This is a genomic window from Hymenobacter seoulensis (assembly GCF_054780535.1).
Genome location: NZ_BAAGWD010000005.1, coordinates 151,904 through 178,182 on the forward strand (window position 1 = coordinate 151,904; position 26,279 = coordinate 178,182).

General features: G+C 60.7%; 27 protein-coding genes. 2 read left to right on the forward strand and 25 right to left on the reverse strand.

The genetic code is table 11. The features are described 5' to 3' along the window. Nucleotides 1-9: 9 nt before the first annotated feature. From ACYVHC_RS18545 to map, 6 genes are all read right to left on the reverse strand, one after another. The gene (locus ACYVHC_RS18545) at nucleotides 10-651 is read right to left on the reverse strand and encodes a class I SAM-dependent methyltransferase (RefSeq protein ID WP_460615288.1); all 642 of its coding nucleotides are present in this window, start codon (nucleotides 649-651) and stop codon (nucleotides 10-12) included. 27 nt (nucleotides 652-678) lie between these two features. Further along, complete coding sequence (locus ACYVHC_RS18550) at nucleotides 679-1,017, reverse strand: rhodanese-like domain-containing protein (protein ID WP_460615289.1); 339 nt, start codon at nucleotides 1,015-1,017, stop codon at nucleotides 679-681. 78 nt (nucleotides 1,018-1,095) lie between these two features. Beyond that, complete coding sequence (locus ACYVHC_RS18555) at nucleotides 1,096-2,451, reverse strand: MBL fold metallo-hydrolase (RefSeq protein ID WP_460615290.1); 1,356 nt, start codon at nucleotides 2,449-2,451, stop codon at nucleotides 1,096-1,098. A gap of 79 nt (nucleotides 2,452-2,530) precedes the next feature. After that, nucleotides 2,531-3,343 (reverse strand): sulfite exporter TauE/SafE family protein, encoded by an 813-nt coding sequence (locus ACYVHC_RS18560; protein ID WP_460615291.1) that lies wholly within the window; start codon nucleotides 3,341-3,343, stop codon nucleotides 2,531-2,533. Between the two features lie 71 nt (nucleotides 3,344-3,414). Then, the gene (locus tag ACYVHC_RS18565; protein ID WP_460615292.1) at nucleotides 3,415-3,732 is read right to left on the reverse strand and encodes an ArsR/SmtB family transcription factor; all 318 of its coding nucleotides are present in this window, start codon (nucleotides 3,730-3,732) and stop codon (nucleotides 3,415-3,417) included. A gap of 328 nt (nucleotides 3,733-4,060) precedes the next feature. Further along, nucleotides 4,061-4,825, reverse strand: a complete 765-nt coding sequence (gene map, locus ACYVHC_RS18570; RefSeq protein WP_460615293.1) for a type I methionyl aminopeptidase — start codon at nucleotides 4,823-4,825, stop codon at nucleotides 4,061-4,063. Between the two features lie 173 nt (nucleotides 4,826-4,998). Here map and ACYVHC_RS18575 point away from each other — a divergent pair, with 173 nt between their 5' ends. Continuing rightward, nucleotides 4,999-5,841 (forward strand): alpha/beta hydrolase-fold protein, encoded by an 843-nt coding sequence (locus tag ACYVHC_RS18575; protein WP_460615294.1) that lies wholly within the window; start codon nucleotides 4,999-5,001, stop codon nucleotides 5,839-5,841. Between the two features lie 167 nt (nucleotides 5,842-6,008). On the opposite strand, the gene ACYVHC_RS18580 is transcribed toward ACYVHC_RS18575, so the two are convergent. The 14 genes from ACYVHC_RS18580 to ACYVHC_RS18645 form a co-directional block, all read right to left on the reverse strand. Next, nucleotides 6,009-7,055, reverse strand: coding sequence for an LLM class flavin-dependent oxidoreductase (locus tag ACYVHC_RS18580; RefSeq protein WP_460615295.1), 1,047 nt, complete (start codon nucleotides 7,053-7,055; stop codon nucleotides 6,009-6,011). Nucleotides 7,056-7,123: 68 nt separating this feature from the next. After that, the gene (locus tag ACYVHC_RS18585) at nucleotides 7,124-8,248 is read right to left on the reverse strand and encodes an LLM class oxidoreductase (protein WP_460615296.1); all 1,125 of its coding nucleotides are present in this window, start codon (nucleotides 8,246-8,248) and stop codon (nucleotides 7,124-7,126) included. A gap of 60 nt (nucleotides 8,249-8,308) precedes the next feature. Next, on the reverse strand, nucleotides 8,309-8,437 hold the full coding sequence (locus ACYVHC_RS18590) for a hypothetical protein (RefSeq protein WP_460615297.1): 129 nt from the start codon (nucleotides 8,435-8,437) through the stop codon (nucleotides 8,309-8,311). Between the two features lie 17 nt (nucleotides 8,438-8,454). Further along, nucleotides 8,455-9,360 carry a Rossmann-fold NAD(P)-binding domain-containing protein gene (locus ACYVHC_RS18595; protein WP_460615298.1) on the reverse strand — a complete coding sequence of 302 codons (906 nt, stop codon included), beginning with the start codon at nucleotides 9,358-9,360 and terminating at the stop codon, nucleotides 8,455-8,457. A gap of 72 nt (nucleotides 9,361-9,432) precedes the next feature. Next, complete coding sequence (locus ACYVHC_RS18600; protein WP_460615299.1) at nucleotides 9,433-10,290, reverse strand: SDR family oxidoreductase; 858 nt, start codon at nucleotides 10,288-10,290, stop codon at nucleotides 9,433-9,435. A gap of 56 nt (nucleotides 10,291-10,346) precedes the next feature. Next, nucleotides 10,347-10,793 (reverse strand): organic hydroperoxide resistance protein, encoded by a 447-nt coding sequence (locus ACYVHC_RS18605; RefSeq protein WP_460615300.1) that lies wholly within the window; start codon nucleotides 10,791-10,793, stop codon nucleotides 10,347-10,349. 54 nt (nucleotides 10,794-10,847) lie between these two features. After that, complete coding sequence (locus ACYVHC_RS18610; protein ID WP_460615374.1) at nucleotides 10,848-11,621, reverse strand: NADPH-dependent F420 reductase; 774 nt, start codon at nucleotides 11,619-11,621, stop codon at nucleotides 10,848-10,850. Between the two features lie 64 nt (nucleotides 11,622-11,685). Continuing rightward, nucleotides 11,686-11,961 carry an ArsR/SmtB family transcription factor gene (locus ACYVHC_RS18615; RefSeq protein WP_243514952.1) on the reverse strand — a complete coding sequence of 92 codons (276 nt, stop codon included), beginning with the start codon at nucleotides 11,959-11,961 and terminating at the stop codon, nucleotides 11,686-11,688. 78 nt (nucleotides 11,962-12,039) lie between these two features. Continuing rightward, the gene (locus ACYVHC_RS18620; protein ID WP_460615301.1) at nucleotides 12,040-13,467 is read right to left on the reverse strand and encodes a TolC family protein; all 1,428 of its coding nucleotides are present in this window, start codon (nucleotides 13,465-13,467) and stop codon (nucleotides 12,040-12,042) included. A 4-nt stretch (nucleotides 13,468-13,471) separates the two neighbouring features. Continuing rightward, complete coding sequence (locus tag ACYVHC_RS18625) at nucleotides 13,472-16,663, reverse strand: efflux RND transporter permease subunit (protein WP_460615302.1); 3,192 nt, start codon at nucleotides 16,661-16,663, stop codon at nucleotides 13,472-13,474. Nucleotides 16,664-16,675: 12 nt separating this feature from the next. Then, entirely contained in the window at nucleotides 16,676-17,836 is a 1,161-nt protein-coding gene (locus ACYVHC_RS18630; RefSeq protein WP_460615303.1) for an efflux RND transporter periplasmic adaptor subunit, read from the reverse strand. Between the two features lie 255 nt (nucleotides 17,837-18,091). Beyond that, nucleotides 18,092-18,379 (reverse strand): ArsR/SmtB family transcription factor, encoded by a 288-nt coding sequence (locus ACYVHC_RS18635; RefSeq protein ID WP_460615304.1) that lies wholly within the window; start codon nucleotides 18,377-18,379, stop codon nucleotides 18,092-18,094. 397 nt (nucleotides 18,380-18,776) lie between these two features. Next, on the reverse strand, nucleotides 18,777-19,253 hold the full coding sequence (locus tag ACYVHC_RS18640; RefSeq protein WP_460615305.1) for a GNAT family N-acetyltransferase: 477 nt from the start codon (nucleotides 19,251-19,253) through the stop codon (nucleotides 18,777-18,779). Between the two features lie 139 nt (nucleotides 19,254-19,392). Beyond that, nucleotides 19,393-20,163, reverse strand: a complete 771-nt coding sequence (locus ACYVHC_RS18645; RefSeq protein ID WP_460615306.1) for an MBL fold metallo-hydrolase — start codon at nucleotides 20,161-20,163, stop codon at nucleotides 19,393-19,395. A gap of 111 nt (nucleotides 20,164-20,274) precedes the next feature. On the opposite strand from ACYVHC_RS18645, the gene ACYVHC_RS18650 reads away from it, so the two are divergent. Beyond that, nucleotides 20,275-21,756: an aminotransferase-like domain-containing protein gene (locus ACYVHC_RS18650; protein ID WP_460615307.1), complete on the forward strand. Its 1,482-nt coding sequence runs from the start codon at nucleotides 20,275-20,277 to the stop codon at nucleotides 21,754-21,756. Here ACYVHC_RS18650 and ACYVHC_RS18655 read toward each other — a convergent pair. The 5 genes from ACYVHC_RS18655 to ACYVHC_RS18675 form a co-directional block, all read right to left on the reverse strand. Then, nucleotides 21,703-22,395 (reverse strand): carboxymuconolactone decarboxylase family protein, encoded by a 693-nt coding sequence (locus tag ACYVHC_RS18655; RefSeq protein ID WP_460615308.1) that lies wholly within the window; start codon nucleotides 22,393-22,395, stop codon nucleotides 21,703-21,705. The genes ACYVHC_RS18650 and ACYVHC_RS18655 overlap by 54 nt on opposite strands. Nucleotides 22,396-22,668: 273 nt before the next feature. Beyond that, nucleotides 22,669-23,445, reverse strand: a complete 777-nt coding sequence (locus ACYVHC_RS18660; protein WP_460615309.1) for a Rossmann-fold NAD(P)-binding domain-containing protein — start codon at nucleotides 23,443-23,445, stop codon at nucleotides 22,669-22,671. Between the two features lie 20 nt (nucleotides 23,446-23,465). Beyond that, nucleotides 23,466-24,314, reverse strand: a complete 849-nt coding sequence (locus tag ACYVHC_RS18665) for an aldo/keto reductase (RefSeq protein ID WP_460615310.1) — start codon at nucleotides 24,312-24,314, stop codon at nucleotides 23,466-23,468. Nucleotides 24,315-24,333: 19 nt separating this feature from the next. Then, the gene (locus ACYVHC_RS18670; protein WP_460615311.1) at nucleotides 24,334-25,236 is read right to left on the reverse strand and encodes an AraC family transcriptional regulator; all 903 of its coding nucleotides are present in this window, start codon (nucleotides 25,234-25,236) and stop codon (nucleotides 24,334-24,336) included. A 123-nt stretch (nucleotides 25,237-25,359) separates the two neighbouring features. After that, nucleotides 25,360-26,250, reverse strand: a complete 891-nt coding sequence (locus ACYVHC_RS18675) for a helix-turn-helix domain-containing protein (RefSeq protein WP_460615312.1) — start codon at nucleotides 26,248-26,250, stop codon at nucleotides 25,360-25,362. Nucleotides 26,251-26,279 lie beyond the last annotated feature (29 nt).

Sequence of the window (26,279 nt, forward strand, 5' to 3'; positions counted from 1 at the left end):
GGCAGAATGTCAGAGGGACAGTGCCTCCGCCGTCCGGCGGAATGCACAGAATAAAAAAGATTGAGTGGTCTGAAAAGGGGTGAGGTGGTCCTGCTGCCGGCAGCGTACTTTGGAAAACCCCTCGGGCACCCGCGCCGAAAGCGTGGCCTCACTGTATTGCTGCACGGGCAGCCCGCTGCACCGGTCCGGCCCTGTCAGGGAAAATGTGCCCAGCACCAGATAGCCCCCGGGGGGTAGGGCCTGCCGGGCAAGCGCCAGGTAGCGGGCCGCTTCAGGGGGCGCAGTCAGGAAGTGAAAGGCGGCCCGGTCGTGCCACAGGGCGTAGGAGCGGTCGGGCACAAACTCCCGAATATCCTCCTCGATCCAGCGGACTTGCTGGCTTTGCTGGCCTAGCCTCTGCCGGGCTTTGGCCAGGGCGGTGCCGGAGATGTCGAGCACCGTCAGGTTGTGGTAGCCCTCCGCCAGCAGGTGATCCACCAGGCGGCTGTCGCCCCCGCCAATGTCGATGATGGGAGCATCGTGGGGCAGATCACTAAAACGAATAAAGTCCAGGGACGCCGTGGGCACCGGTTGGGTCCAGCTGACCTCCTGGGGCTGCTTGGTTGCATACAGGGTATCCCAGTGCTGTTTGGAATTTGGTAGGGAGCTCATGGTCGGGGCAAAAAAGGGGGCAAAAGGTTAGCAAACCAGCTTTCCGGGCCAATCCAGTACGCCGGCGAGCAGGTTGGCCACGGTGGTAAAGCCCGCTTTGGTGAGCTGCGTTGCGGCCGTGGCCGAGCGCGCCCCACTGCGGCAGTACACGTAGGTGGGCTGGGCCTGGTCGAGGGCGGCTACGCGCCGGGCAAAATCCGGACTGGTCACGTCGATGTTTATGGCTCCGGGCAGGTGGCCTAGGGCAAACTCATCGGGGCGTCGCACGTCCAGCAGCACGGCGCCGGGCTGGCGCAGGCCGGCTGCAAACTCCGCCGGCTTCAGGTTTTGGTACGCTTTGGCAGCGGAATAAAAAAGTTTGAACATGGTGAGATAGGGTAGGGGAGGGCTGCGAAACCAGGCCGCCGCCCCGTCAGGGCCGGGCGGCGGCATACTCCGGCGGGGTTAATGGGTGGACGTAGCCGTCTGGAAGGACTTGACTGCTTCGCCTAGGTCATACACTGTAGCCTGGGGCCGGGCGGCCGCTACGATACTGGAGCCCGCGGCCGAGCGGTAGCCGCCGGCGCAGTGCACGACCACAGGCTTGCCGGTGGGGATTTCGGGGGCCCGCTCGCGCAGCTCGGGCAGCGGGATGTGCAACGCGCCGGCAAACAGCGGCTCGGCCTTGGTTTCCGGGGCGTTGCGAATATCCACGATGGTGTAGGCCTCCGGGTGCTGGCGGAACTGCTTTACGTTGAGCTGGGGCATAGAAGCCTCGGTGGAGGGCGAGCCAACCAATGCGCCTTTAATCAGGGCTTCGTAGCCGATTTTGGTTGTTTTCCGGATCAGGTCCTCAAGAATCGCCTCGTCGGCGGCGATCAGGTAAAAGGACTCCCTAGGCCCCACGATGGAGCCCAGCCAGGTTTCAAACTTGCCGCCCTGCTGGATGTTGAGGGCGCCGGCTACGTGGCCTTGTTTGAACTCGGCTTCGGGGCGGGTGTCCACTACTGATACACCGGTTTCCAGGGTGGTGCCGGGCGCCAGGCGCGGCACCCGCTGCACGCTGGGCGCGCAGGCCGGAGCCCCGGCCTTGTTCAGGGCCACGTCGTAGCCAAAGTACTTGGGGATGAAGGGCTGGTCCTGGAGCAGCTCTTGTACAAACTCCTCCTCGCTCAGGTCCCGCAGCATTGGGTTACTGAACTTCTCGTTGGCCATGGTGCTGCTGCTAGCCCCGCTCAGGGCCTTGCCGCAGAGCGAGCCCGCGCCGTGGGCGGGGTAAACCAGCACGTCACCGGCGAGGGGCATCAGTTTCGCGCGCAGGGAGTGGTACAGCTGCCGGGCCAGCTCCTCGCGCAGGGCGGTTAGGTTGCCGGCCTTCTCGCGCAGGTCAGGGCGGCCTACATCCCCGATGAAGAGGGTGTCGCCGGTGAACACGGCCACGTCCTGGCCTTCGCGGCGGAGCACGATGCTGATGGAGTCCGGCGAGTGGCCGGGGGTGTTCAGGGCCCGGAAGGTGAGCTTGCCGATGGTAAACTCCTGGCCCTCGTCGAAGGCTTCGTGCGCATAATCGGCCCCCAGTAGCTTACTCACGCGGATGGTGGCGCCGGTCTGCCGGGCAATTTCCAGGTGGGAGGATACGAAGTCGGCGTGGGGGTGGGTTTCGATGATGCTCACGATGTTGGCGTCGTGGGCCCTCGCGTAGTCATAGTAGGGCTGCGGGTCGCGGGCCGGGTCAATCAGCACGATTTCGCGGGCGCACTCGCTGAGGATGGCGTAGGAAAAGTGGGCCAGGCCCTTGTCGTCAAACTGTTCGATTTTCATTACCAAAAGCGGTTGGTAGGGTGAGGAGGAAAAGTTGTAGGAAACGGGAAGAGCACCGGCTTAGGACGGGGCAAGGGGCTTACTGAAACAGCAGCTCCCGGATCAGGATAAAAGTGCCCATGGCCAGGGTAAACCAGCCGAAAGCCGGTTTGAGCCGGGCCCCCGGGATAAAGCGGGCGAGGTAGGTGCCGAGCACGATGCCGGCCACGGCAAATGCCAGAAAACCCAGCAGGAAAGTCCAGTCGACGGGGGTACCCGCGCTCAGGTCCCCGGCAAACCCCATCAAGGAATTCACCGCAATGATGACCAGGGAGGTTCCCACGGCCCTTTTCATGGGCAGGCGGGCCAACAGCACCAGGGCGGGAATAATCAGAAAGCCTCCGCCCGCGCCCACAAAGCCGGTTAGCACGCCTATCACGGCGCCCACCGTTAAAATAAGCGGGTAGTTGATGCTATGGCTATGATGCAGATCATCTTCCAGAACTTCTTCGGCCTGGCGGGTGCGAATCATAGAAGCCGCGGCCGCCACCATCAGCCCGGCAAAGGCCACCAGCACCAGCAGATCCTTGGTGAAAGCCAGGCTGCCGATGGTGAACAGATCCTGCGGAATGGCGGGCATCACCACCTTGCGAGTGAGAAACACCGACACCAGCGAGGTAGCCAGGAAAACCAGCGCCGTGGGAATGGACACGAGGCCCTTGCGGAAGTAGCCCGAGGCGCCCACCACCGAAGTGGAGCCCACCACGAACAGGGAATACGCCGTGCTCAGCACCGGGCTTACCCCCATCAGGTACACCAGCACCGGCACGGTGAGAATAGAGCCGCCCCCGCCCATAATGCCGAGGGACAGACCGATGACGATGGCCGCGAAGTAGCCGAAGAGGTGGTACATGGATGAACAGGTGAACGTATGTATTTATGAACTAATGTTCATATATTTAGTTAAAAAAAAGCCGGCCTCCTTTACAGGAAGGTGCAGCCGGCCAGGCACTGAATCACGTCCACCACCTCGCGCATCTTCAAGGTGTAGAAGATGTTTTTGCCCTCGCGGTGGGACCTTAAAATGCCCTTGAGCTTCATGCCGGTGAGATGATGGGAAAGTAACGACTGCTCCACATTAAGCTTTTCGCTGATGTCCGTAACCGACAGGCTTTCCTGACTGGCCAGTAGCTGCACGATGGCAATGCGGGTGGGATGGGCCGTGGTCTTCAGGATAAATGCCACCTTCTCCATCTTCTCGGTGGTCAGGTTCAGATCGGCGGCAGGGGCAGAGGTCGTCATAGGTTGCTGCAAATGTATGATCATTTGTTCATGTATACAAGTGTGGCATCTAGGTTAGTTCCATCATAGCTGCATTCCGTGTGCTTATTAGGATGGTAGTTTACTAGGATGGTAACTCATGCTGGCATAAGACGACTAAGTCAGTTTTGTACGGCTTGCTTGTTAGGGCGCGACTATTAAAAAAAGCAAAAAGTATAAAACCCAGCTGCAGGCAACTAATTGAAAGTCATCGAATTAAACAGTACAAATTAGTATAATGCGGTTTAAAAGTTTATAGCGGATTTGTGCTTTTATTTACTGTCATTCTTTGCTGGTATTACCATGACGGCTAGTCCCAGATACCGTTGGCTTCGGTGAGGATGATGGGCTGCCCGTCCGTCACGATGAGCGTGTGCTCGTGCTGGGCCACGTAGCTGCCGTCCTTGGTGGCCATCGTCCACCCGTCGCCGAGTTGGTGGGCGATGCTGGCGCGGGTTGAAATAAAGGTTTCTACGGCTACCACCGAGTGCTTTTTAAAGCGCTTGAGGTTGTGCCGGTCAAAGTAGTTGGGAATCTCCTTGGGTTCCTCATGCAGGCTGCGGCCAATGCCGTGGCCGACCAGGTTTTTGATAACGCGAAACCCGCACTTGCGCGCTTCGGCCTCAATCAACCCGCCGACCTCGGCGATGCGCCCCCCCCCGCGGATGTGGCTGATGGCCGTACGCAAAATCTGCCGGGAGGCATCGACCAACGGGCGGTGCTGGTGTAGGTCGGCGCCGAGCACGAATGAGCCGCCATTGTCGCCCCAGAAACCATTCAGCTCCGCCGACACGTCGATGTTGATCAGGTCGCCCTCCTGCAACGTTTTGCGGGCCGCCGGGATGCCGTGGGCCACTTCCTGGTTGACGCTGATGCAGGTCAAGCCCGGGAAGCCGTAAGCCAGGCGGGGGGCCGAGCGGGCTCCCAGGGCAGCCAGCAGCCGGCCGCCATACTCGTCCAGTTCCAGCGTGCTCATGCCGGGCTGGGCGTAGGCGCGCATTTGCTTGAGGGTGGTGGCCACGGCGGCGCTGACTTGCTGCATGCCATGGAGTTCGGCGGTGGACGTGATGGACATGAGACGAAATTACTTGGACTGCGGAGTAGATCCAGCGCTAGAAACGCCAGGGGCGGCGTAAAGGTAGCACCCCAACGGCTTTCAACTCGAGCGGGCACTCCCCTGCCCGCTGCCCACGGCGCGAAAACTAAGCCAGGACGGGAGCATGCCCGCGCACCGCATGGGGAAAGTTCATGTCGTTTATCGAAAAAGAACTGATTCCCTACATCGACTCTAGGTATCCCACCACCCCGTACAAGACCCTGATTGGCCATTCGGTGGGAGGCTTAGCCGTGGTGAATACGCTGCTGCACCAGCCGAATTTGTTTAACTCTTATGTGTCGCTTGATGGGGCCTTGTGGTGGAAAGACCAACAGGTGGTTAAGGAAGCCAAAACCCTTTTAGCGGCTCGTCAATACAGAGGAAAAAAATTGTACGTCGCGATGGCCAATCGCCTGGAAAGAGGAATGGACACGGTAAGCGTACGACAAGACACCAGTGCCTCGACGGCTCTTATTCGCAGTAACCTGAACTTGCTTCACGAGCTTTCCCAAAACAAGGGCAATGGGTTACGCTTCGCCTCCAAGTTTTATGCTAACGACAACCATGCTTCTGTGCGGTTGATTGGCGAATACGATGCGCTGCGGTTCATTTACGATTTCTATAAGTTTAAAATCTACGACAGTGAATTGAAAAACCCCGAGGTTGATTTAAAGGCCTTGTTGGTTACTCATTACCAGCAGGTGTCGAAAGAAATGGGGTACGTAATCAAGCCCAGTGAAAGCGAGGTAAATAGTCTGGGGTATACCATGCTGCGAAGCAAGCAGTTTAAAAAGGCCGAACGTTTATTTAAACTCAACGTGGCCAACAATCCCGGTAGCGCCAATTGCTATGATTCTCTGGGTGATTTTTACCTGGCCACCGGCAATAAAACCGAAGCCATCGAGAACTTTAAAAAAGCGTTGGCTTTGCAGCCAATACCAGAAACCAAGGGCAAGTTGCAAGCCTTGGTAAATGGCAAAAAAGCGGGCAAGTAACAGGTAGATAGTTAGTGCCTCACGCAAAGATTCAGCCCAGCAGGAACGCCTTATCAAAGCACCTCCTAACAGGTTAGGGGCTTGGTAAGGCGTTCCTGCTGCCTCAAGTACTTGAGGAAATAACTCCCTGTGATCAGGCAGAGTCCCCGTGACGGAGCAGAGTTGCTTTACCTGTTCTCGTTCAGCTCCTGCATAATTTCTGCAAACAGCCGGGTGGATGTGAGCCGGTCTTCCAGGGCGTACATGGAGGATGCGGTAATGAGTTCATCGGCCTGCGTTTCAAGCAAAAAGGCTTTTAGCTGCTGCTTGACGGTTTGCTTGCTGCCGACAAAGGAGTACTTCAGCATTTGCTGCACGGAGGGATGCTGCCACATGTCGTGCAGCTCTTCGGTCATGTCCGTCGGCGGCTGCAGGGGCTCTTTCGTTTGCCCCGTCAACATCCCCACAAACATCCGGATGACGCTCGTGAACTCTCGTTGGGCGGCTTCGTCGGTATCGGCCACGTAGGCGTTGAGGGCCACAATGGTATAAGGCCGGTGCAGTACGGCCGACGGCTGAAACTCCTGGCGATAAATCCGCAGCGCCTGGTGCAGGTGCGTGGAAGCAAAGTGGCTGGCAAACGCGTAGGGCAGGCCCATCTTCGCCGCCAGGTGGGCGCTGTCGGTGCTGGACCCTAAGATGTACAGCGGCACCTCGGTGCCCTCGGCCACGGGAGCCCGCACGGCCGCCGGCCGGTTGGCGGAGGAGAAATACGTCTGGATTTTGCCGACCTCTTGGGGAAACGCCTGGGCGGCCTGCCGGAAATCGGAGCGGATGGCCTGGGCGGTTTGCCCGTCGGTGCCGGCGGCCCGGCCCAGTCCCAAATCGATGCGGCCCGGATAGAGCTGGGCCAGGGTGCCGAACTGCTCGGCCACTACTAGGGGCGAGTGGTTGGGCAGCATAATGCCGCCCGAGCCCACCCGGATGGTGGTCGTATTTTCCGCCACGTACCCGATTAGCAGCGGGGGCGCGTTGCTGGCGATATTATCGGAGTTATGATGTTCGGCCAGCCAGTAGCGGGTGTAGTGGGCGGCTTCGGCGGCCTGCGCCAGCGCCAAGGACTTGTGCAGGGTCTGTTTTATCGTCTCGCCTTGGGAGACGATGGCCAGGTCTAAGATGGAATAAGCGACCGGGGGCTTGGCCGGGCGGTTGAACTCGTTCACAGGAGTAGGCATAACTTCTTAAGGTTAGTGGCCGCTGGTAGCAGCCGGCCAGATGCTTGAATAGCAGCAGGGGGCGCTGGTTAAATGGTTCGGAACGCTGGTTTCGGCAGGCCAAGATTTCCCCGCAGGGTGTGCGCCTCGTACTCCGTATGGAAGAGGCCCCGCTCCTGCAGAATGGGCACCACCAGCTCGATAAAGTCTTGTAGTCCATACGGGTGGTCTTGCTGAACCATGAGCATATCGATTGCTCCGGCTTCATACCACTTCTGGATCTCGTTGGCAATGCGTTCAGCCGAGCCCATGAATAAGGGAACGGGTCGGTGCGAATACGGACCGAGGGCGCGGATGGCCTGGTACTTGGCGTAGGCCTCGGCATCGGTGCGGCCCACGATGGGGTTTTGCGCCACTGACCGTACGAAGTCTGCCGGCGGCCGGCCTTTTTCAACCAGCTTCGCGGTCAGCGAATTGGCGAGCTCTACTGTTTCCTCGAAGGAACTGCCCGCCATGAAGACGCCGTCGGTGTAGGAAGTGGCTAGGTCCACGAAGGTGGGGGAGCTGCCGGCCATGTACAGCACTGGCCGGCCCTGCACCGATCGGCTGATGTTCAGCGGCCCGTCCACCGAGAAGTACTGGCCCCGGTAGTTGATGGGGTGCATCTTGCGCGGATTCAGAAACACGCCGCTCTCTTTATCGCGGGGAAAGGCGTCGTCCTCGTACGTGTCCCAGAGGCCCAGCAGGATCTCCAGAAACTCCTGGTGCATGGGGTACTGGTCGGCTTTGCCCAGGTGGCCCCGGCTGAAGTTGACCATCCCGCCGGGGTTGGAGGTAATGGCGTTCAGCGAGGCCCGGCCCTTGCTGAGCTTGTCCAGCGACAAGACCTGCCGGGCCAGGTTATACGGGTCGGTGTAGGAGGTCGAAGCCGTCATCGAAAGGCCGATGCGCTCCGTCTTCATGGCCAGAGCCGACATGAGGGTCCCCCCCTCGAACATGCTCAAATAGTACGGGATGTTACCGGGGCCGACGTGGCTGACATCGTACAAAAACAGGGTTTCAAACTTGGCCTGCTCCGCCAGCTGCGCCTGTTGAATGAAGAAATCAATGTTTTCGCCGGCATCGGCGGGCATGGCGGGGTGGCGCCAGGAGGAAAAATTCCACCCCGGCCCATCGATGACCGCGGCCAGTTTTAGCGTTTTTCTGTTGTTCATCACGTAGGAGTGTGCATGCGTATTTTTGCCCTGTCAGAACCTTCTCCGCGGGCCTAGACCCTAGCCGATGCAATCCAGCGCCTGTAAGTCCTGCGCAATCAGTTGCAACTCGGCCGTCCGGATGTTCTCTTCCAAATAGTCGAGGCTGCGTGTGCTCGAAATGGGCAGGATGTTGGGGGCGTAGTGCAAAAGCCAACTCAGAGCCTTTACATCGCCCTCGCTGACTTCACAATGGCAGCCTTGTGCTCTTCCAGAAATTCCCGCAGGGTTTTGGCGGGCCGGCCCAGCACGTAGGGAATATCGTTCTGCACCATCGACATATAGGACATCCGGCCGTCGAGCATCTGCGTCACAAACTCAATGTTGGCATTCGCATACCAGCTCTCCCCGCCATTCGCCACTATCTGCTCTATCACCTCTTTAAAGCCGGCGAGCCCTTTGTTTTCATACCTGATTTCTAGGCCGGTCACGTCGCTCAACAGCTCCGCAATTTCCTGCCCGTTGAAGGTTTCCACGCTCAGCCAGTAGTGCTGCCCCCCGTGGCGCTCCGGCCCATCGACGAGGGCTTTGGCGGCCATCGCCGCGATATCGCTGGAGGCAATGTAGCCGATGCGGCGGTCTTCCCAGTAGCCGGTGTAGGTTAGGTTTTTGGGGATGTACAGCCCCGTGAACACCTCCATAAACATGTTCGGGTGGAGGTGGGTCCAGGCAATGCCGCTGGCCTCGATGTACTTTTCAATCATCTGGTGCCAGGCAAAATGGGCATCGGTCGTATCCCACTCCGCAAACACGCCTACGTGCACGATATGGCGGACGCCGGCCTTTTTGGCCGCATCTACCAGGGTTTTGCTCTGCGTGAGCATGGCCACCGTGTAGCCGGTCAGCAAAAACACCCGGTCCACCCCAGCCAGCGCCAGCGCAAAGGTTCTGGGGTCATCCAGGTCCAGGTAGGCGCAGTCTTTGCCTTCGCGGGTAAGCTGCGCTACCACCTCCTGTTTGCGCGAGGTGATGCGCACGTTGACCGCTTGACCTTCCAGGTCTTTAATAACTTGACGGCCGATGGTGCCGCTGGCGCCCAAGACCAGGACGGTCGGGTTCTGCTTATTTTCCATGTGTGGGTGCCTTGCAATGACAGTAAAAAATGTCGTCTGAAGTTGTATGCGGGGGGGTAGGGCCGGGCGCGGCTACTCAGGCGCTAGGGCCGCAAAGCTGGTAGCGGCGGCCACGGCCTGCCACTGTTGCAAATCGTGTTGCACGGCGGCTATTTTGAGGCCGGCCACCTGGTAGGCGTCCTCGCCCAGGAATAAGTGCAGGGGTGGGTTGTCGGCTTCGCTGACCTGGAGTAGGACCGCCGCCGCTTTGGCCGGGTCGCCGGGTTGCTGGCCATTGTAGTGCTGGTCCTGAAGTACCTGCGACTCGTGGATGGCATGATAGGCTGCCAAGGGCTGCTGGGGTAGGGCCAGCGAATCCGGCGTGAGAAAGTCGGTGCGGAAGGAGCCGGGGTACACCACCGTGGCTTGAATGCCAAATTCCTTGACTTCCGCCGCGTACGACTCCGTGAGGCCCGCCACCGCAAACTTGGTGGCGCAGTAAATGCCCCAGCCCGGAAAATTGCCCATGAACCCACCGGCAGAGGAGATGTTCAGCACCCGGCCCGCCCCGCGCTGCCGCAGGTAGGGGGTAGCTACGCGCAGCACGTTGAGCAAGCCAAACACGTTGACCTCGAAGTTTTGGCGGGCTTCCTGGTCGCTGATTTCTTCCAGGCCGCCGAGCTGGCCGTAGCCCGCATTGTTTACCACCACGTCGAGCCCGCCGAGCGTGCCGATAGTGGCTTCGAGGGCCTGACGCACGCTTTCCTCGCTGCTCAGGTCCATGTGCAGGGGTAGGAAACGGTCATCGGCCCCCGGCACGGCTTGCCGGAGCGCTTCCAGATTGCGGGAGGTAGCGGCCACGGCGTAACCGGCGGCCAGCAGCTCCCGCACCAGCGTTAACCCGAGGCCCTTGGAGGCCCCGGTTACAAACCATACTTTCTTGTTAGTCATCTTTTTTACTGCTGTTGGTAAGCAGGCAAGTTGATTGGGGTGGCCGGTACGGCGGCCTAAGCGGCTACTGTGGCGTCGGTGGTGACGGTGAGCTTCACGTCGATATTGCCGCGCGTGGCCCGCGAGTAGGGGCAGGTATGGTGGGCCTTTGCCACAATTTCCTCGGCCTGGGCCTGGTCTACGCCGGGTAGGTTGGCGTGCAGGGCTACGCCGAGGGTAGGCAGGTTTTCTTCGTTCATGAACAGCTCTACCTGGGCATCCACGGAGATGTCGCCCACGTTCACCTTGGCCTGGCGCGCAATGTGAATGACGGCATTGCCGAAGCAGGCGGCGTAGCCGGCGGCAAAGAGCTGCTCGGGGTTGGTGGCGCCTTCACGGGCCAGGCCGCCTAGGCTGCGGGGCATGGTCAGCTCCAGGTTGAGTACGTTGTCGGTTGATTCAATACGACCGTCGCGGCCGCCGATAGATTTGGCTTGCGCCGAGTGCATGATGCTAGTTGCCATGATAGTAGCTTGAAATTTGGTTTAAAAAAGAACCTAGGAAAAAGCATGGTTTGGCTACTCCTTACCTAGCTGCCGGGCGCGATTGCCGGCCACCACTTCTTCGCGGGCAGGCCAGGCTTCGCGTTGCAGCAACTCCGAGATAACCTGGTCGCGTATCTGCGGAGCTTTGCCAGGCACGGCGTTGGCCAGGGCCTGGGTCAGCTCCGGGGCCGTGAGCTCGGTGCAGTAGGCCGGGGTACCGGGCTGCTGCCGCCACGAGTCGGCCAGGCTGCCCCCGTCCACCACGTCGAAGCCGAAGTCGTTGCAGAGGTCGGATAGGATTTGCTTGGCGCGCTCGTCGTCGCCCGCAATGGAAAGGGCAATGCGGCCGGGCGTGCCGGGCGCGGTACCGCCAGTGGCAATTGTCTCGGCCAGCAGGTTGTTGAAGGCTTTCAGAATGGGACGGCCCAGCTGCTCGGCCGCCAGCACGCTTTCGGGCGTGCCCTGTTCCAGCGCGTCGATTTTTTCGTCCCGGAAAGGGTAGTAGTTGCCGGTGTCCACCACGATTACCTCGGGGGGTAGCGACCGGAACAGGTCCTTGGGAAACTCGGCAAGTTCTTTGAAAGGCACGGCAGTAAAAACGAGGTCCACGTCCTGCACCACGTCTTGCAGGGTGGCGGGGCTAGCCCCCAGCTGCTGCGCTTTCTGGGCCAACTCGGCCGGCTGGCGGGTGTTGGTCACTTTCACCTGGTGACCGAGGGCGACCAGGTTTTTGGCCAGGGAGCCGCCGACAGGGCCGGTGCCAATGATTCCGATTTTCATGGGATGAGGGTTGAGTAGGTGATCGATTTCACGACGGCCTCTGTCACGTCCTGGGAGAGGCTTTGTTCAGAAGTAACATGCTGTGTGAGCGCTAGCTCATTTTCAGCAGCTGCAGAAAGCTTTCCAGCTCCTGCAGCTTTTCCGTATTGATGGTCAAGTACATGTTGCGGCCCTCCTTACACGAATTAACCAGCCCCGCGTCGACCAGTGCCTTCACGTGCTGCGACATAGAGGGCTGGCTGATAGGCACAAACTCATACAGATTAGCGCATCCCAGCCGCTGCGCCCGCGCAATCTCCTGCAACATGCGCAGGCGGGTGGGGTCGCTCAAAGACTTGGCTAGCTTGACGAGAGACTTGGTATCCATAGCAGTAGGGTGGGAATAGGAGAATTTTGTGTGGCTAAGCAGGGAATGCGAGCAGAGTGGGTAACGGTTAGCAGGTTACTACTGCCAGCCGCCGCCCACGGCCCGGTACAGCTCCACATTCGCCCCCAGCTGGGTGCGTTTCAGCGAAGCCAGCTCCAGCTCGCTTTGCAGCGCGTTGCTCTGGGCCGTGATGACTTCCAGGTAGCTGGCCAGGCCGCTGCGAAACAGCAGGTTGGCATTGGTCGTCGCCTGGCGCAGCGTGCTGACGCGCTCCGTGGCAATAGCTTGCTGGGCCTGCGTGCGCGTGATTTGCCCGAGGGCATTCGACACCTCGCCCACCGCCACCAGCACCTGCTGGCGGAACTGGATCACCGTCCGCTCCCGGTCAATCTGGGCCTGCTGGTACTGCGTGCGCAGTGCCCCGCGCTGAAACAGCGGCTGCGTAATGCCCCCCGTGGCCAAGCCAAACAGCGAGGCCGGCACACTAAACCAGTTACTGAACTGGAAGGCGTTGAGGCCGCCCTGGGCCGTGATGGCCAGCGTGGGGTAGAGCTGCGCTTTGGTGTAGCCCACTGTGGCATTGGCCCGGTCCAGGGCCAGCTCGGCACTGCGCACGTCGGGCCGCCGGGCCAGCAGCGCCGCCGGCACGCCGCCCGCGGCCACGACCGGCACTTGCACCCGGAGCAGGTTGCCGGTCCGGCTAATGCCGCCCGGCATCCGCCCGGCCAGGATGCTCAGGGCATCTTCCTGCACCGTGATGGCCTGCTCGAACTCGGGAATGAGGCCGGCCGCCGTCAGGCGCTGCGCCTCGACCTGCTGCACGGCCAGGGCCGTCACCTGGCCGGCCGTGAACTGCAGCCGGGTGAAGCGCAGGGTGCTGTCGGTAAGGGCGACGTTGCGCCGGGCCACGGCCAGCTGGGTGTCCAGCATGAGCAGGTTGTAGTAGCCTTCCGCCACTTGCGCCACCACCTGCGTTTGCACGGCCTTGCGGGCTTCCTGGCTTTGCAGGTAGGCAGAGAGCGCCTCCTGCTTGCGGCTGCGGATTTTGCCCCAAATGTCGGCTTCCCAGCTGATGGCTGGGGCTAGATTGTAGTCCTCAATGTGCTTGGCCCCGAGGAACTGGCTGAGGGAAATACCGTTCAGGCTGTTGCTGGAGGGCCGGTTGGTGGTCACGCCCGCTTGCAGGGTAGCGGTGGGCAAGTAGCCCAGCCGCGCCTGCCGCAGGGTCGTCTGCGCCGAGGCGATGTTCTGAATAGCCAGCTGCAAGTCGTTGTTGCGCACCGTGGCGCTGTCGAGCAGTTGCTGCAAGGCTGGCTCGGTGAAGAAGCTCCGCCACGGCAGGCCCGCCACGGACGTGGTATCGGTGTTGGTGGCAGTGCGGTACGTGGCTGGCAGCGGTAGCGTGGGCAAGGGTAGGTCTTTCGACACTTTGCAGGCCGCTGCGAGGAGCACGCCTGCCAGCACCAACGGAAGCCGGTGCCAAGTTTTATTTATCAGAGTAGTCATGGGATTAGCTAACCGTGGCGTGGGCCGGTACCCGCTTCCGCTCGGCCGGAACCGCAGGTGCTTGGGGGCCGGGCGTACCGCTGAGGCGCTCGTTCAGGCGTTGAAAAATCACGAACAGCAAGGGAATCAGGAACAGACCGAGCACGACGCCCGTGAACATGCCCCCGGCCGCGCCGATGCTGATAGAATGGTTGCCCTGCGCCGAAGGACCTTTTACGTTCATCATGGGCAGCATCCCCGCCACGAAGGCCAGCGACGTCATCAGGATGGGGCGCAAGCGGGAGGCCGAGGCATTGAGCGCGGCCTGCACCAGCGGCTCGCCCGCGTGGCGGCGCTGCAGGGCAAACTCCACGATGAGGATGGCGTTCTTGGCCAGCAGGCCGATGAGCATAATCAAAGCCACCTGCACGTAGATGTTGTTGGTGATGCCCGCCAGGCCAATGGCGGCGAATACCCCGAAGATGCCCGTCGGCAAGGACAACAGCACGGCAAAGGGCAGAATGTAGCTTTCGTACTGGGCCGCCAGCAGGAAGTACACGAACACAATACACATGAGGAACACGACGGTCGACTGGTTGCCCGAGGAGATTTCCTCACGGGTCAAGCCTGAAAACTCGTAGGTGTAGCCCGCGGGCAAGTACTTCTCGGCCGTCAGCTCGACCGCCTTAATGGCATCGCCGGAGCTGTAGCCCGGCTTCGGCGTGGCGTTGATGGTGAGCGAGTTGAAGAGGTTGTAGCGCGAGGCCGTTTCCGGTCCGAACACCCGCTTGAGGTGCACCAGCGTGGCCAGGGGCACCATCTCGCCCCGGTTGTTCTTCACGAACGCGCCGTTCAGGGCTGTCAGGTCGGCGCGGTTGGCCTGGTCGGCCTGCACCACTACCCGGTAATATTTGCCGAAGCGGTTGAAGTCGGAGGCTTGGGCGCTGCCGAAGTAAGCCTGCATGGTTTGCAGCACATCTTTCACGCCCACGCCCAGCTGGGCGGCTTTTACCTCGTCTACTTCTGCCTCTAGTTGAGGGTAGTCAGCCCGGAATGAGGTGAAGGCCACGCCGATAGCCGGCTGCTTCATCAGCTCGCCGATAAAGTCCTGCCCCACCTGGCCGAGCTTAGACAGCTCGCCGCCGGTGCGGTCCTGCAACACCACTTCCAAGCCTTCCACGTTGCCGAAGCCCGGCACGGTGGGCATAGCAAACACGAAGATGTCCGCCCCCTTAATGGTGGTCATTTTTTCGCGCACAATGCCCATAATGCCATCAATGTCCTGGACTGCCCCGCGATCTTTGATGGGCCGCAGGCGTGCAAATAGTGTGATAGACGAGGGGCTGTTGGCCGACGCCAAGATGTTGAACCCCGCCATCATGTTGATGACCTCAATAGCCGGCAGGGGGATTAACTGCGCTTCGATTTGCTGGGCAACCTGCTCGGTGCGGTACATCGATGCGCCGGCCGGCAGGGTCACGGACACGGCCACGAAGCTCTGGTCTTCGTTCGGAATGAAGCCGGAGGGCGTACGCTTGGCCAGCCAGCCGGTGAGGGCTATGACCAGCACCAGGCCGCTGACGCCCACCCACTTGTGACGCACCAGAAACTTGATGCTGCCCACGTAGCGGTCCGTGAGTCGCTCGAAGCTGCGGTTGAAGCCGGCAAAAAAGCGGGTTTTAATTGTGCTCGGCGCCGCGTGCTCCCCGTCGTGCGGGGTGTGCGTGAGAAAGAGCGCCGCCAGGGCGGGGCTCAGCGTCAAGGCGTTGACGGCCGAAATGACGATGGCAATAGCCATCGTAAAGGCAAACTGGCGGTAGAATACACCCGTCGGGCCATCCAGCAAGCCCACCGGCAGAAACACGGCCGCCATGACCAGGGTAATGGAAATAATGGCCCCGGTAATCTCGTGCATGGCCTGCGTAGTGGCTGATTTCACCGAGTGGGTACCTTCCTCCAGCTTGCTGTGCACGGCCTCCACCACCACAATGGCGTCATCGACCACAATACCAATGGCCAGCACCAAAGCAAAGAGCGTGAGCAGGTTGATGGTAAAGCCCATCAGCTGCATGAAGAAGAACGTGCCCACGATGGCCACCGGCACGGCAATGGCTGGAATGAGCGTCGAGCGGAAATCCTGTAAGAAGACAAACACAACGATAAACACCAGCACAAAGGCCTCGATGAGTGTGTGCTGGACCTGCTCAATGGACAAGTCCAGCGCCTCCTTGGTACTGAGCAGAGTTAACTGCTTGACTCCTTTCGGCAGGTTCTTTTCCAGCTTCTTCATGACCTTGCCTGCGGCAATTTGCACCTCGTTGGCGTTGGAACCCGCCGACTGGAAGATGGCCACGTTCATGCCCTGCTTGCCCGAAATCCGCACGGAGGTGTTGTAAGTCGTCGAGCCAAATTCCACCCGCGCCACGTCCTTGAGGCGCAGCATCGAGCCGTCGGCATTGGCCCGGATAATCATGTTTTCGTAGTCCGTGGGCTTGTTGCGCTTGCCCTTGTACTTGATGACGTACTCAAACGACTCCTGGCTGCTCTCGCCCAGGCGGCCGGGGGCGGCCTCCAGGTTTTTGTCCTGAATGGCGGCCATTACCTCAGCCGGCGTGAGGCCGTAGCTGGCCAGTTGGGCCGGGTTCAGCCAGATGCGCATGGCGTAGGCCTTGTTGCCCCCAAATACCATGGCCGAGCCCACGCCCGGAATCCGTTTCAGCTCCGGTACTAGGTTGATTTGGGCGTAGTTGTCCAGGAAGGTCTGGTCGTACTTCTGGGGGTCCTCTGAGTAGAGCTCCACAATCATGGCCAAGCTATTCTGCTGCTTGGCCACCGTCACGCCCTGCTGCACCACCTCGGCCGGCAGCTGGCTGGTGGCCTGGGCCACCCGATTCTGCACGTTCACGGCCGCTTGGTCGGGGTCGGTACCCAGGGTGAAGCTCACCTGAATGACGAGCGTGCCATCGTTGCTGGCCGTAGACTTCAGGTACACCATGTTCTCGACGCCGTTGATGGATTCTTCCAGCGAGGGCGCCACCGAGCGCAGCAGCGTTTCGGCGTTGGCGCCGGGGTAGAGCGCCGTCACCTGCACCATGGGGGGCGCAATGTCGGGGAACTGCTGAATAGGCAGCTTCCACAACGCCAGCGCCCCTAGAATCACCAACAAGATGGAGATGACCGTGGCTAGTACGGGCCGTTCAATAAATACTTTAAACATCACTAATACCGATTAATTCTGAACGGATTGAGCGGCTCCCTTGTCCACCACCACGGCGCTGGCTTTAGGAGCCTGGGTGGGCTTGATAATCTGGCCTTCCTGCAAGTGGTCGATGCCTTGCAGCACAATCCGGTCGCCGTCTTTCACACCCTCGCTCACCAGGTAGTTAGCGCCGCTCTTGCCCTGAATGGTGATGGCCCGGCGGCTGACGCGGTTGCTGTCTCCCACCGCATACACGAACACGCGGTCCTGCAACTCGACCGTGGCCGCGGTGGGTACCAGCAGCACATCGGGATGCGCCAGCGCCAGCCGGATGGTGCCCGTATTGCCCGAGCGCAGCAGACCATTGGCATTGGGGAAGGTGGCACGCAAGGTCACGGCCCCCGTCGTTTTATTGAACTGCCCGTCCACCATGTCCACTTTGCCCTTGGTGGGGTAGATGCTTTGGTCGGACAGCACCAGGGCCACCGGGGGCAGGTGCGCGAGCTTGTCTTGCAGCGTGTTACCCGCGTACTGCTGGCGGAAGGTGACAAAATCGTCCTCGCCTAGGGCGAAGTACGTGTGCACCTCGTGCACGTCAGAAAGCTGGGTCAGGGCCTGGGCATCGGTGGGACCCACCAGGCTACCCGGCTTGGTGTGCAGCCGCCCGAGGTAGCCGCTCACCGGGGCCGTAATGGTGGTGTAGCCCAGGTTGATGCGGGCGCTGCTAACCGCTGTCTTGGCGCGCTGCAGGTTGGCCTTCGCCACGGTCAGGGCCGCCTGCGCCGTTTGCAGCTGCACCTCGGAGACGACCTTGTTCTGCACCAGCGGGGCAAACCGGTCGACTTCTACTTGGGCACTGACCACGGCCCCGGCCGCCGCCTGCTGGGCCGCCAGTGCGTTGTTGAGCTGCTCGCGGAACGGCGCCTCGTTGATTTTGAACAGGGGCTGGCCTTTGCGCACGGCCGCGCCCTCGTCCACCAGAATGCGCTCCAGCATCCCCGCCACCTGCGACCGGATCTCCACGTTGACCACGCCCTCAATGGAAGCCGGGTACTCTTGATAGGTAGTTTCGGTGCCGGCATGCAGGGCTTGGACCGGTAGGGCCGGAGGGGCCAGGGCCTGTTGCGGAGCCTGCTGCTCCGCGCAGCCTGCCAGCAGCACGGTGCCGGCTAAAAGAAAAGATAGTTTCATGGGTAAAAACGGCCCAGACAAGGGAAGTAAGTGAAATGACAGGTGCGTTAGAAGGCTACTGCGTAGCGCTAATACATTATCTAATAAGCATGCAATGATGTATTAAGGCAAAAAAAAACCCGGGCGAGGGCCTAACTGGGATACCCTTCTCGCAAAGTGTCGGCAAAGGTATCAACTATAAATGCATAAGCAATCAATAATGTTTTAAAAAAGTAAAAACCCGGTAGCGATATCGCTACCGGGCCTAGGGTGTGGTTAACTTTTGACCACTGCCGGTTTAAGCAAATGCAGGAAGTCTTCCAACTCCTTCAGCTTTTCGGCATTGATGGCCATGTACATATTCCGGCCTTCCTTGTGGGACTCAATTAAGCCCGCCTCGGACAGGGCTTTCAGGTGCTGGGACATCGAGGGCTGGCTGATGGGCACGTATTGAAACAAGTCGGCACACACCGTGATCTCCCCTTTGGCAATCTCCTGCAACAGCCGCAGACGGGTGGGGTCGCTCAGCGACTTGGCTAATTTAACGAGGGACTTGGTATCCATGGAAAAGCAAAGTTAAGTGCTTTTTAGCACTCATGCGCATGAGTTAATCCGTATAACCAAGCGACCAGTAAAAAAGTTGGGCGCCAGTAAATTGTAGCGCACCGGTGAATTATCAAGGCAATTTGCAAAACCCTTGTGCCTAGCGCCGCCAAGCCAACCTGATACAACGCACGCAACGCCTCCTCTAACCAAGGCTACTCGGTATGGTTCTCACCTCATTTCCGCCGTGTCCAAGCACCGGGGTGCTTGGGGGTAGCAACTGCATTACCGTGGTTTTGTGAAACTCCTGGCCCCGATGGGTGCAATAGCGGGGGCATCACAGTAGCGCGAACCCATCCCAGGGCAGGGGAATCGGTTTAGGAAACGGGTTCCGCAATTCAAGGGCATAAGCCGGGCATCAGACGTGTGCTGCCGGCCAGATGGCGGGCAGGACTTTTTGCAGGCACACGCTGTTTTCAATCCCGACGTACGGGCCGTAGTTGGGAATAAAGTGGTAGCCGCATTTTTGATAGAGGCCGATGGCTTCTGGCTGCCGTTTACCCGTCTCCAGCACGCAGGCGGAGTAGTGCAGTTCGTGAGCCCAGCCCTCTAGTGCGTGGAGAATTTTAGCGGCAACTCCCCGCCCCCGGTTGCCAGGTCGAACAAACATGCGCTTGACTTCCACCTGCTCGGGGGTAAACTCTTTAAACGCCCCGCAGCCAATCGGCTGGTCCTGCTCATAAGCCACGACGACGTGTTGCAGCGCCGCGCTGCTATTAAAGGCCGCGTAAAACGTATGATCCTTCCCATCCCGGAAAGCCAGGTCCTGGTCCAGTAACGTCACCAGAGTTTGAAAATCAGCATGGGAACCGGTTGTGCGGAGCAGGTGAAGCATAAGAACGTTGAAAGTTTAAACGGGAACTGACTGGGGAAGTACTTCGGGAGCGGTAGCAGGGCCCGCCAAAGCAAGCACCTACTGAAGAAAGAAAACAGGCCCGCCGCAAAAACCAGGCTACGGCCCGCTTTCCAGGGTTTTAGCGGATTGATTCCGGACGGGCCAGGGTACTCGTGGTCAGGGTTTGACAATCAAGCACGTCGCCGGCCTGCAGCAGGTGGATCCGGGTAGTGGGGTAGGGCTGGGTGCGGGCAATAAACTCGTCCGGGGATTGGGTGTGCTCCGGCGCCGTGCCGTAATGGAAGGGTATCACGTGGTCTACCTGAAGCAGCTTTACCGCGTGCGCCGCTTCCAGCGCGCCCATCATGGAGCGGCCGCCAATGGGCAGCACCGCAATCGTGGGCTGGTAGAGCTCGCCAATTAGCTGCATGTCGCCGAACACGCAGGTGTCCCCCGCAAAATAAACGGTAGTGCCGTCCGACAGGCCCACGACAAAGCCGTTGGCGGCGTGGGGGAAGCCGATGGTCTTGTCGGTCAGATAGACGTGGGCCTGATGAAAGGCGTTAACCATGGTCACGGTCACGCCGTGGACCAGCAGGCTGCCCCCCAGGTTCATGGGCTCAAACAAGCTTTCGTCCACCGCTTGCTCGATGAGAAAGCGCCGGCAGATGTTGTTGGCAATAATGGTCGGCGTGGTCTGCTGAATGAATTTCTTTAGGCAGATATCCAGGTGGTCCTCGTGGCCATGGGTAATCAGCAGCAGGTCCACCGCGGGCTGGTGTTCCAAGCCCGGGGGGATATAAGGATTGTCAAACAACCAAGGGTCCACGAGAATAATCTTGTTTTCGGGGGTGGTGATTTTAAAGGTCGCGTGACCTAGCAGTTGCAGGGTGGTGGGATGAGATCGCATAGTCGGAATGAAGGGGCGCGGGCCGGGCGGTGTTTTCGAAAGACCCCCCAAACCTCGTAGCTTGCCGGCCCAGTGGCCTGGTCCGGTTTTTAGATAGTCACTGGTCCGGTTATGCTTCCCTATGCCACGCTGATTCCTCTAAACCGCCACGCGGTAACTTCCCTAAGTCAGCAGCTGACCACGGGCCTGATTCAGCTCATGCAGCAGGGCCTGCTGGCCGCCGGCAACCCCTTACCCGGTACGCGCACCCTGGCCCGCCTGCTGGCCGTGCACCGCCAAACCGTCGTGGTGGCCTTCGACGAGCTGGAGGCGCAGGGCTGGATTGCGCAGCGCGCGTCCAAGCCGGCCGTGGTCAGCCCTGGCTTGCCGATGGTGGCCCCCCGGCCGTTTCTGGCCGAAGCCGCCCGCCGGATGGCGCCCCGCGCCGCCTTCGCGTACCCAAAATCCCACCACCCGTCTTCTTTGCCTTCTACGGGGAAGGCCCTGCCCTTGTCTCTGAGCAGCTCCCCGGACAGCCGGCTGGCCCCGCTGGCGGCGCTGGCCCGCACGTACCGCGCCCTCTGCCTGCAGCCGGGCCACCGCCACCTGCTGGGCTACGCCGACGAGGCCAACAGCAGCCTCTTGCTGCGCCAGCAGCTCGCCCTGCACCTGCACGCGACCCGGGGGCTGCCGGCCCGGGCGGAGAACGTGCTCATTACCCGCGGCGGCACCATGTCGCTGTATCTGCTGGCGCAGCTGCTGCTGGGCCCCGGCGACGCCGTAGTGGTAGGGCAGCGCAGCTACCACGGCGCGGACCGAGCCTTTGCCGCGCAGGGCGCCGACCTGCACCGCGTAGCAGTGGACGGGCAGGGTCTATGCATCGCCGAACTAGCCGCCCTCTGCCAGCAACAACCCGTGCGCCTGGTCTACGTGACGCCCCATCATCATTATCCAACCACCGTGACCTTGTCGGCCGAACGCCGGGTACACCTGCTGCAGCTAGCTGCGCGTCATGATTTTATCATCCTGGAGGACGATTACGACTACGATTTCCATTATGACGGGGCGCCCATTCTGCCACTGGCCAGCACCGACCGCGCGGGCCGGGTGCTGTACATGGGCTCGCTAAGCAAAGTGCTGGCCCCGGCGTTTCGCGTGGGCTACGTGGTGGCCCCGGCCGACCTCATTGAGGAGTTGGAGAACCGCAGGCGGCGCCTCGACCGCCAGGGCGACACGGTGCTGGAGCGGAGCATCGCCGCGTTGTTCGCCGATGGAGACATGGGGGCGCACCTGAAGCGGGCGCGCCGGACCTACCACCAGCGCCGGGATCTATTCTGCGGGTTGCTGCGGGAACGACTCTCCGCCTGGTTTTCGTTTGAACCGCCCACGGGCGGCCTGGCCGTGTGGGGCCGGTTTGCCGACCACGTGGACCTGCCCGAACTCTCCCGGCGGTGCCGGCATCAGGGGTTGGCACTAAGCGACGGGCGGCGCTACCAGACTGCGGCCGAACCCCAGCCTTCTCACCTGCGGCTGGGATTTGCGGCCCTCGACCGCGACGAGCTAACCCAGAGTGTTCATATTTTGGAGCACACCCTGCGGAACATGTACCCCTAGCGCCGCCAGCACCGATTCCAGAATCTGGCGTCCCGTCGTCGCGGCCTGAGCGCCGACGGTATCCTCGACCAGGACCAGCAGCTCGCGCAGCTGCGCCTCGGATACGCCCACGTTAAGCGCGCCCTGGTAGTGGGGCAGCGCCAGGGGCTCCTGCATGCTGGTCAGGGCCGCCACCGTCACCAGCTCGCGCTCCAGGAAGCTGAGCACGTCGCTCCCGAAAAGGTCGGCAAACAGGTGCTCCTTCAGGAAACGGTCCAGCACCGGGTTAAAGGAAAAAGCGGCGGTGAGCTGCTGCGGACTCATGCCCGTCACAACCACTTGGTTTTGCTCGCCCCGGACGTATTTGCTCGCGGTATCGGTGATCGGGGTGGCTTCCCGGCCCTGGCTGTCCTGGATTCTCTGGGCGCGGCGCTCCTCCACCACTTCCCGGAAGAGGTTCGTGCCCCGCACGCTGGCCGCAAAGCCGCAGTAGGCGTACAGGTGCGCCAGCTCTTCGTTGATTTCGTTGATGGTTAGGCCGGCCTCCAGCGCACTGGCCAAGGCGACTTTTAAGTAGGCCACATTGCTGGTAGCCGTGAGGGCCGATATCGTGACGAGATGACGCTGCTTAGGCGTCAGGTGCTCCGCATTAGTTTCCATGTTAACAGGGGATAGTAGGTGGATAAATGAACTGCCTAGGCGTCTTGCCAAGGGCTTCATTTACACTAGCAAAGTTCCGGTCAGACTACCCCCAGCTGTTAAAGACATTCAAACCAAAAACTATGAAATGCAAACCGAAAGCAGGCCGCGACTGCCCTAGTCGCTACCCGCCGTTTTTCAGTTGCGTACGGTGCAGGTGCCTAACTCAGAAGCACAAAGAAGGCGTGGTATGCTGACCACGCCTTCTCCCTGTCAAATGGCTATCCAGTGTACTCAGGCGTTCAAGGGAAAGGCCACCCCGGTGAGCCGGGCACATTCGGCCAGCAACTGCTCCTGCACGGCCACGTCGGCGGCTTGGGCATGCGCACTGCTGGGCCGCTGGTGGTGCAGGTACTGCCCGCTGATGCGGGCCGCCGGGTCCTCGCCGGCCGCCAGCCAGGCCTGGGTTTCGGCGCCTTTGGTCAGGCTGTCGGGAGCACCCGCGCCGCCCATCTTCGTGGGCACCCAGCCGGGGTCGACGGCGTTGGAAAGCACGGTGGGCCAGTGCCGGGCGACGGCATTGGACAGCAACAGGTCGTGCAGCTTCGAGTCGCAGTAGGCCTGGGTCGTATTCCAGGGGCGCTGTTGCCAAGTCAGGTCGCGTAGGCTGGCGTCGCCCTGGCGGTGCATGCCCGAGCTCAGGTACACCAGCCGGGCCGGGCGCTCGATGAGGCAGGTCAGTACGTAGGGCGCCAACGTATTCACGGCCAGCAGGGGCGGCCACCCCTCGGCCGTGGGTACGAGCTGGGGCACTTGGTAGAGGCCCGCGTTGTGAATTACTGCCTCGAAGTGACCGAGTTTATTGACCTGTTCGGCCACCTGCTTCATTCCGGCCAGGGTGGAGAGGTCGCCCACCACGGCGGCTTCGGCTTGCGGCACGGCCGCGCGGGCCTGCTGGGCTCGTTCGGCACTACGGCCGTGCAGCACCACTTGGTGGCCCTGCTCGGCGAGCTGGCGGGCGGCCAGCTGACCGAGCCCATCGGCCGAGCCGGTGATGAAAATACGCGCCATAAAGAAAGGGTGGTAGTGGGCTAGATGTTGAAATGCGCCTGGCTGATCATCTTTACGAGGGCTGGGTCGTGGTGGTCGAAGATGGTGGTCTTCTTCGTGTCCAGCGTTTTAATCGCTGCCAGGTCTTCGGCCGCCAGCTCGAAGTCGAAAATCTGGCTGTTCTCGATGATTCGTTCCTTCTTCACCGATTTGGGAATGACAACGATGCCGCGCTGCGTGAGCCAGCGCAGGATAATCTGGGCCACCGAGCGCTGGTATTTGGCCGCGATGGACTGGAGCAGCTCATTCTCAAAGATGGTGGGGTCCTGGGCAAATGGGCTCCAGGATTGGAGCACCATGCCGTGCTCCCGCAAAAACTGCTGCGCTTCCTCCTGCTGCCAGTAGGGATGCGTCTCCATCTGATTGACAGCCGGCACGACCTCGTGGTGCAGGAGCAGGTCCATCAGGCGGTCGGGGTAAAAGTTGCTGACGCCGATGGCGCGGATGCGGCCTGCTTTGTACAGCTCTTCCATGGCCCGCCACGAGCCGTAAAGGTCGCCATAGGGCTGGTGAATCAGGTACAAGTCCAGGTAGTCGAGCCCGAGGCGCTGCAGGGACTTTTCGAACGCCACTTTGGTGGAGTCGTAGCCAGCATCCTGAATCCAAAGTTTAGTAGTGATGAACAGCTCCTGGCGGGGCACGCCGCTGCGCTGGATGCCCTGGCCAACGGCCTCCTCGTTTTGATAGGCGGCGGCCGTGTCAATCAGGCGGTAGCCGGCTTGGATGGCCTCGAAGACGGCCCTTTCACATTCGGCGGCATCGGGTACCTGAAATACGCCGAGGCCGCAGAGGGGCATTTCTACCCCGTTGTTTAATTTGACGGTTTGCATGAAATTATGTGTAAGTAGATTAGCCCACGTTGGGCAGGAGCGGCGGGGAAAGGTCCTGGCGAAAGGCCCGGGGCGTGCGGCCGGTGTGCTTTTTAAAGAAGTGGCGGAAGATGTCCGGCTGCTCGAAGCCCAGGCTGGCGGCAATAGCGGCTACGCGCCAATCGGTATATACTAGCAGGGCCTGCGCTTCGTGGCCGATGCGGTGGGCAATGTGCGCTGCCGGGGATAAGCCGGTCGTGGCCTGCACCGCCCGGTTCAGCCGGCGGACGCCAATGGCCAGCCGGTCGGCAAATTCAGCGGCTGTTTTCAGGCACAGCCCCTGCTCGGGGCTTTCAATCGGGAACTGCCGTTCCAGTAGCTCCAAAAAGAGGGCCGTGATGCGGGCCGCCGCATTCTTGGGTCGGTTAAAATGGGTGGACGGTTGGAGTCGCCGCACCTCGTGGAATAACAAGTCGAGGTAGCTGCGAATCAGCTCGTCCCGAAACAAGTACGTGGCCTGCTGCTGCGCCAGTATTTTCTGAAAAAGGTCTTCCACGTAGGCTGCCTGTGCCTCGGTCAGCTGAAAAACCGGCGTGCCCCCGCTGGCAAATACCGGCGACTGTTGCCAGCCGGTCGCCAGGTCGTGGTCGCCCAAAAAGGCCTCGCTGAAGAGGCAGGCGAAGCCGTGCTGCTCGGCCGAGCGCAATTCCATGGAACACGGAATGCGCGGGCTGGCGAAGAACAGGCACGTACCGCGCAGCGCAATGCTTTTGTCGGCGTAGTGAATGGTGCTTTCGCCCCGCAGCAGGCACACCTTGTAGAAATCCCGCCGGTTAAAGGACGGCACCGGCTGATGCACCAGGTCTATTTCGTAGGCTTTGAAGCCTTTCAGCTTCCGCGCGCCGGCCTGGTGGTCGGCAGCAGCCAGCACTTCCTTGTTCATGAGGTAGGGGATAAGTCAACCCACACGCGCACGCCGCCGCTTACCCGGTGACGCCCGGGCGGGGATGGTGACTAGTCGTTGTGAGGGATGCTGGTACCGGCTAAGCAGCCGGTGGCGTTGGGGCTACGCGGCGGGAACCGCTTTGCGGCAGGCCAGCGGCGTGTCGCCGGTGTGCTTCTTGAAAAAGTTGTTGAAGTAGGTCGGGTACTCAAAGCCCAGGCTGTAGGCGATGTCGGCCACGCTCCAGTCAGTGTGCTGCAGCAGGGCCTTGGCCTCGTCCAGGATGCGGCCATTGATGTGGGCGCTGGTGGGCTTGCCGGTGATTTCCTTTACCGCGCGGTTGAGGCTGTTGACGTGCACGGCCAGGCGGTCGGCAAACTCCTGGGGCGTTTTGAGCGCCAGCTTCTGCTGCGGACTTTCCACCGGAAACTGCCGCTCCAGCAGCTCCAGAAAGAGTGAAGCAATGCGTGCCGCGCCGTTTTTGGGCTGAAACGAATGCTCGTACGGCTGCAGGTGCAGCGTCTCGTGAATCAGCAGTTGGATGTAGGTGCGAATCAGCTCTCCTTTGAACGGGTAGTCCGTGGCTTCCTCGGCCTGCATCTTCTGGAAAATGCCGGTCAGGTAGGCCGCCTGCGTTTCGTTAAGCTGGAACACCGGGGTGCCGTTCAGCTGAAACAAGGGCGACTGCTGCAAGCTCTCCGACCGCTCGCCGCCCCCGCGTACGAACTCCTCGCTGAACAGGCAGGCGTAGCCCCGGTGCTGGTCGGTGCGCAATTCCATCGAATACGGAATGTGCGGGTTGGAGAAGAACAAGTAGGTGCCGTCCAGCTCGATGCTCCGGTTGGCGTAATGAATTACGCACTGCGTGGTCATGATGCTCACCTTGTAGTAGTCGCGCCGGCTGTAGAGCAGGGGCGTTTGCTGCGGCTGATTGACCTCATACATCTTAAAGCCACGCAGCTTTAAGTCGCTCGTGTTTAGCTCCACCGGGGAAACGCCGCTGCCAGTACTCATGCCAGGAATTTACGAAAATCAAGGAAAAA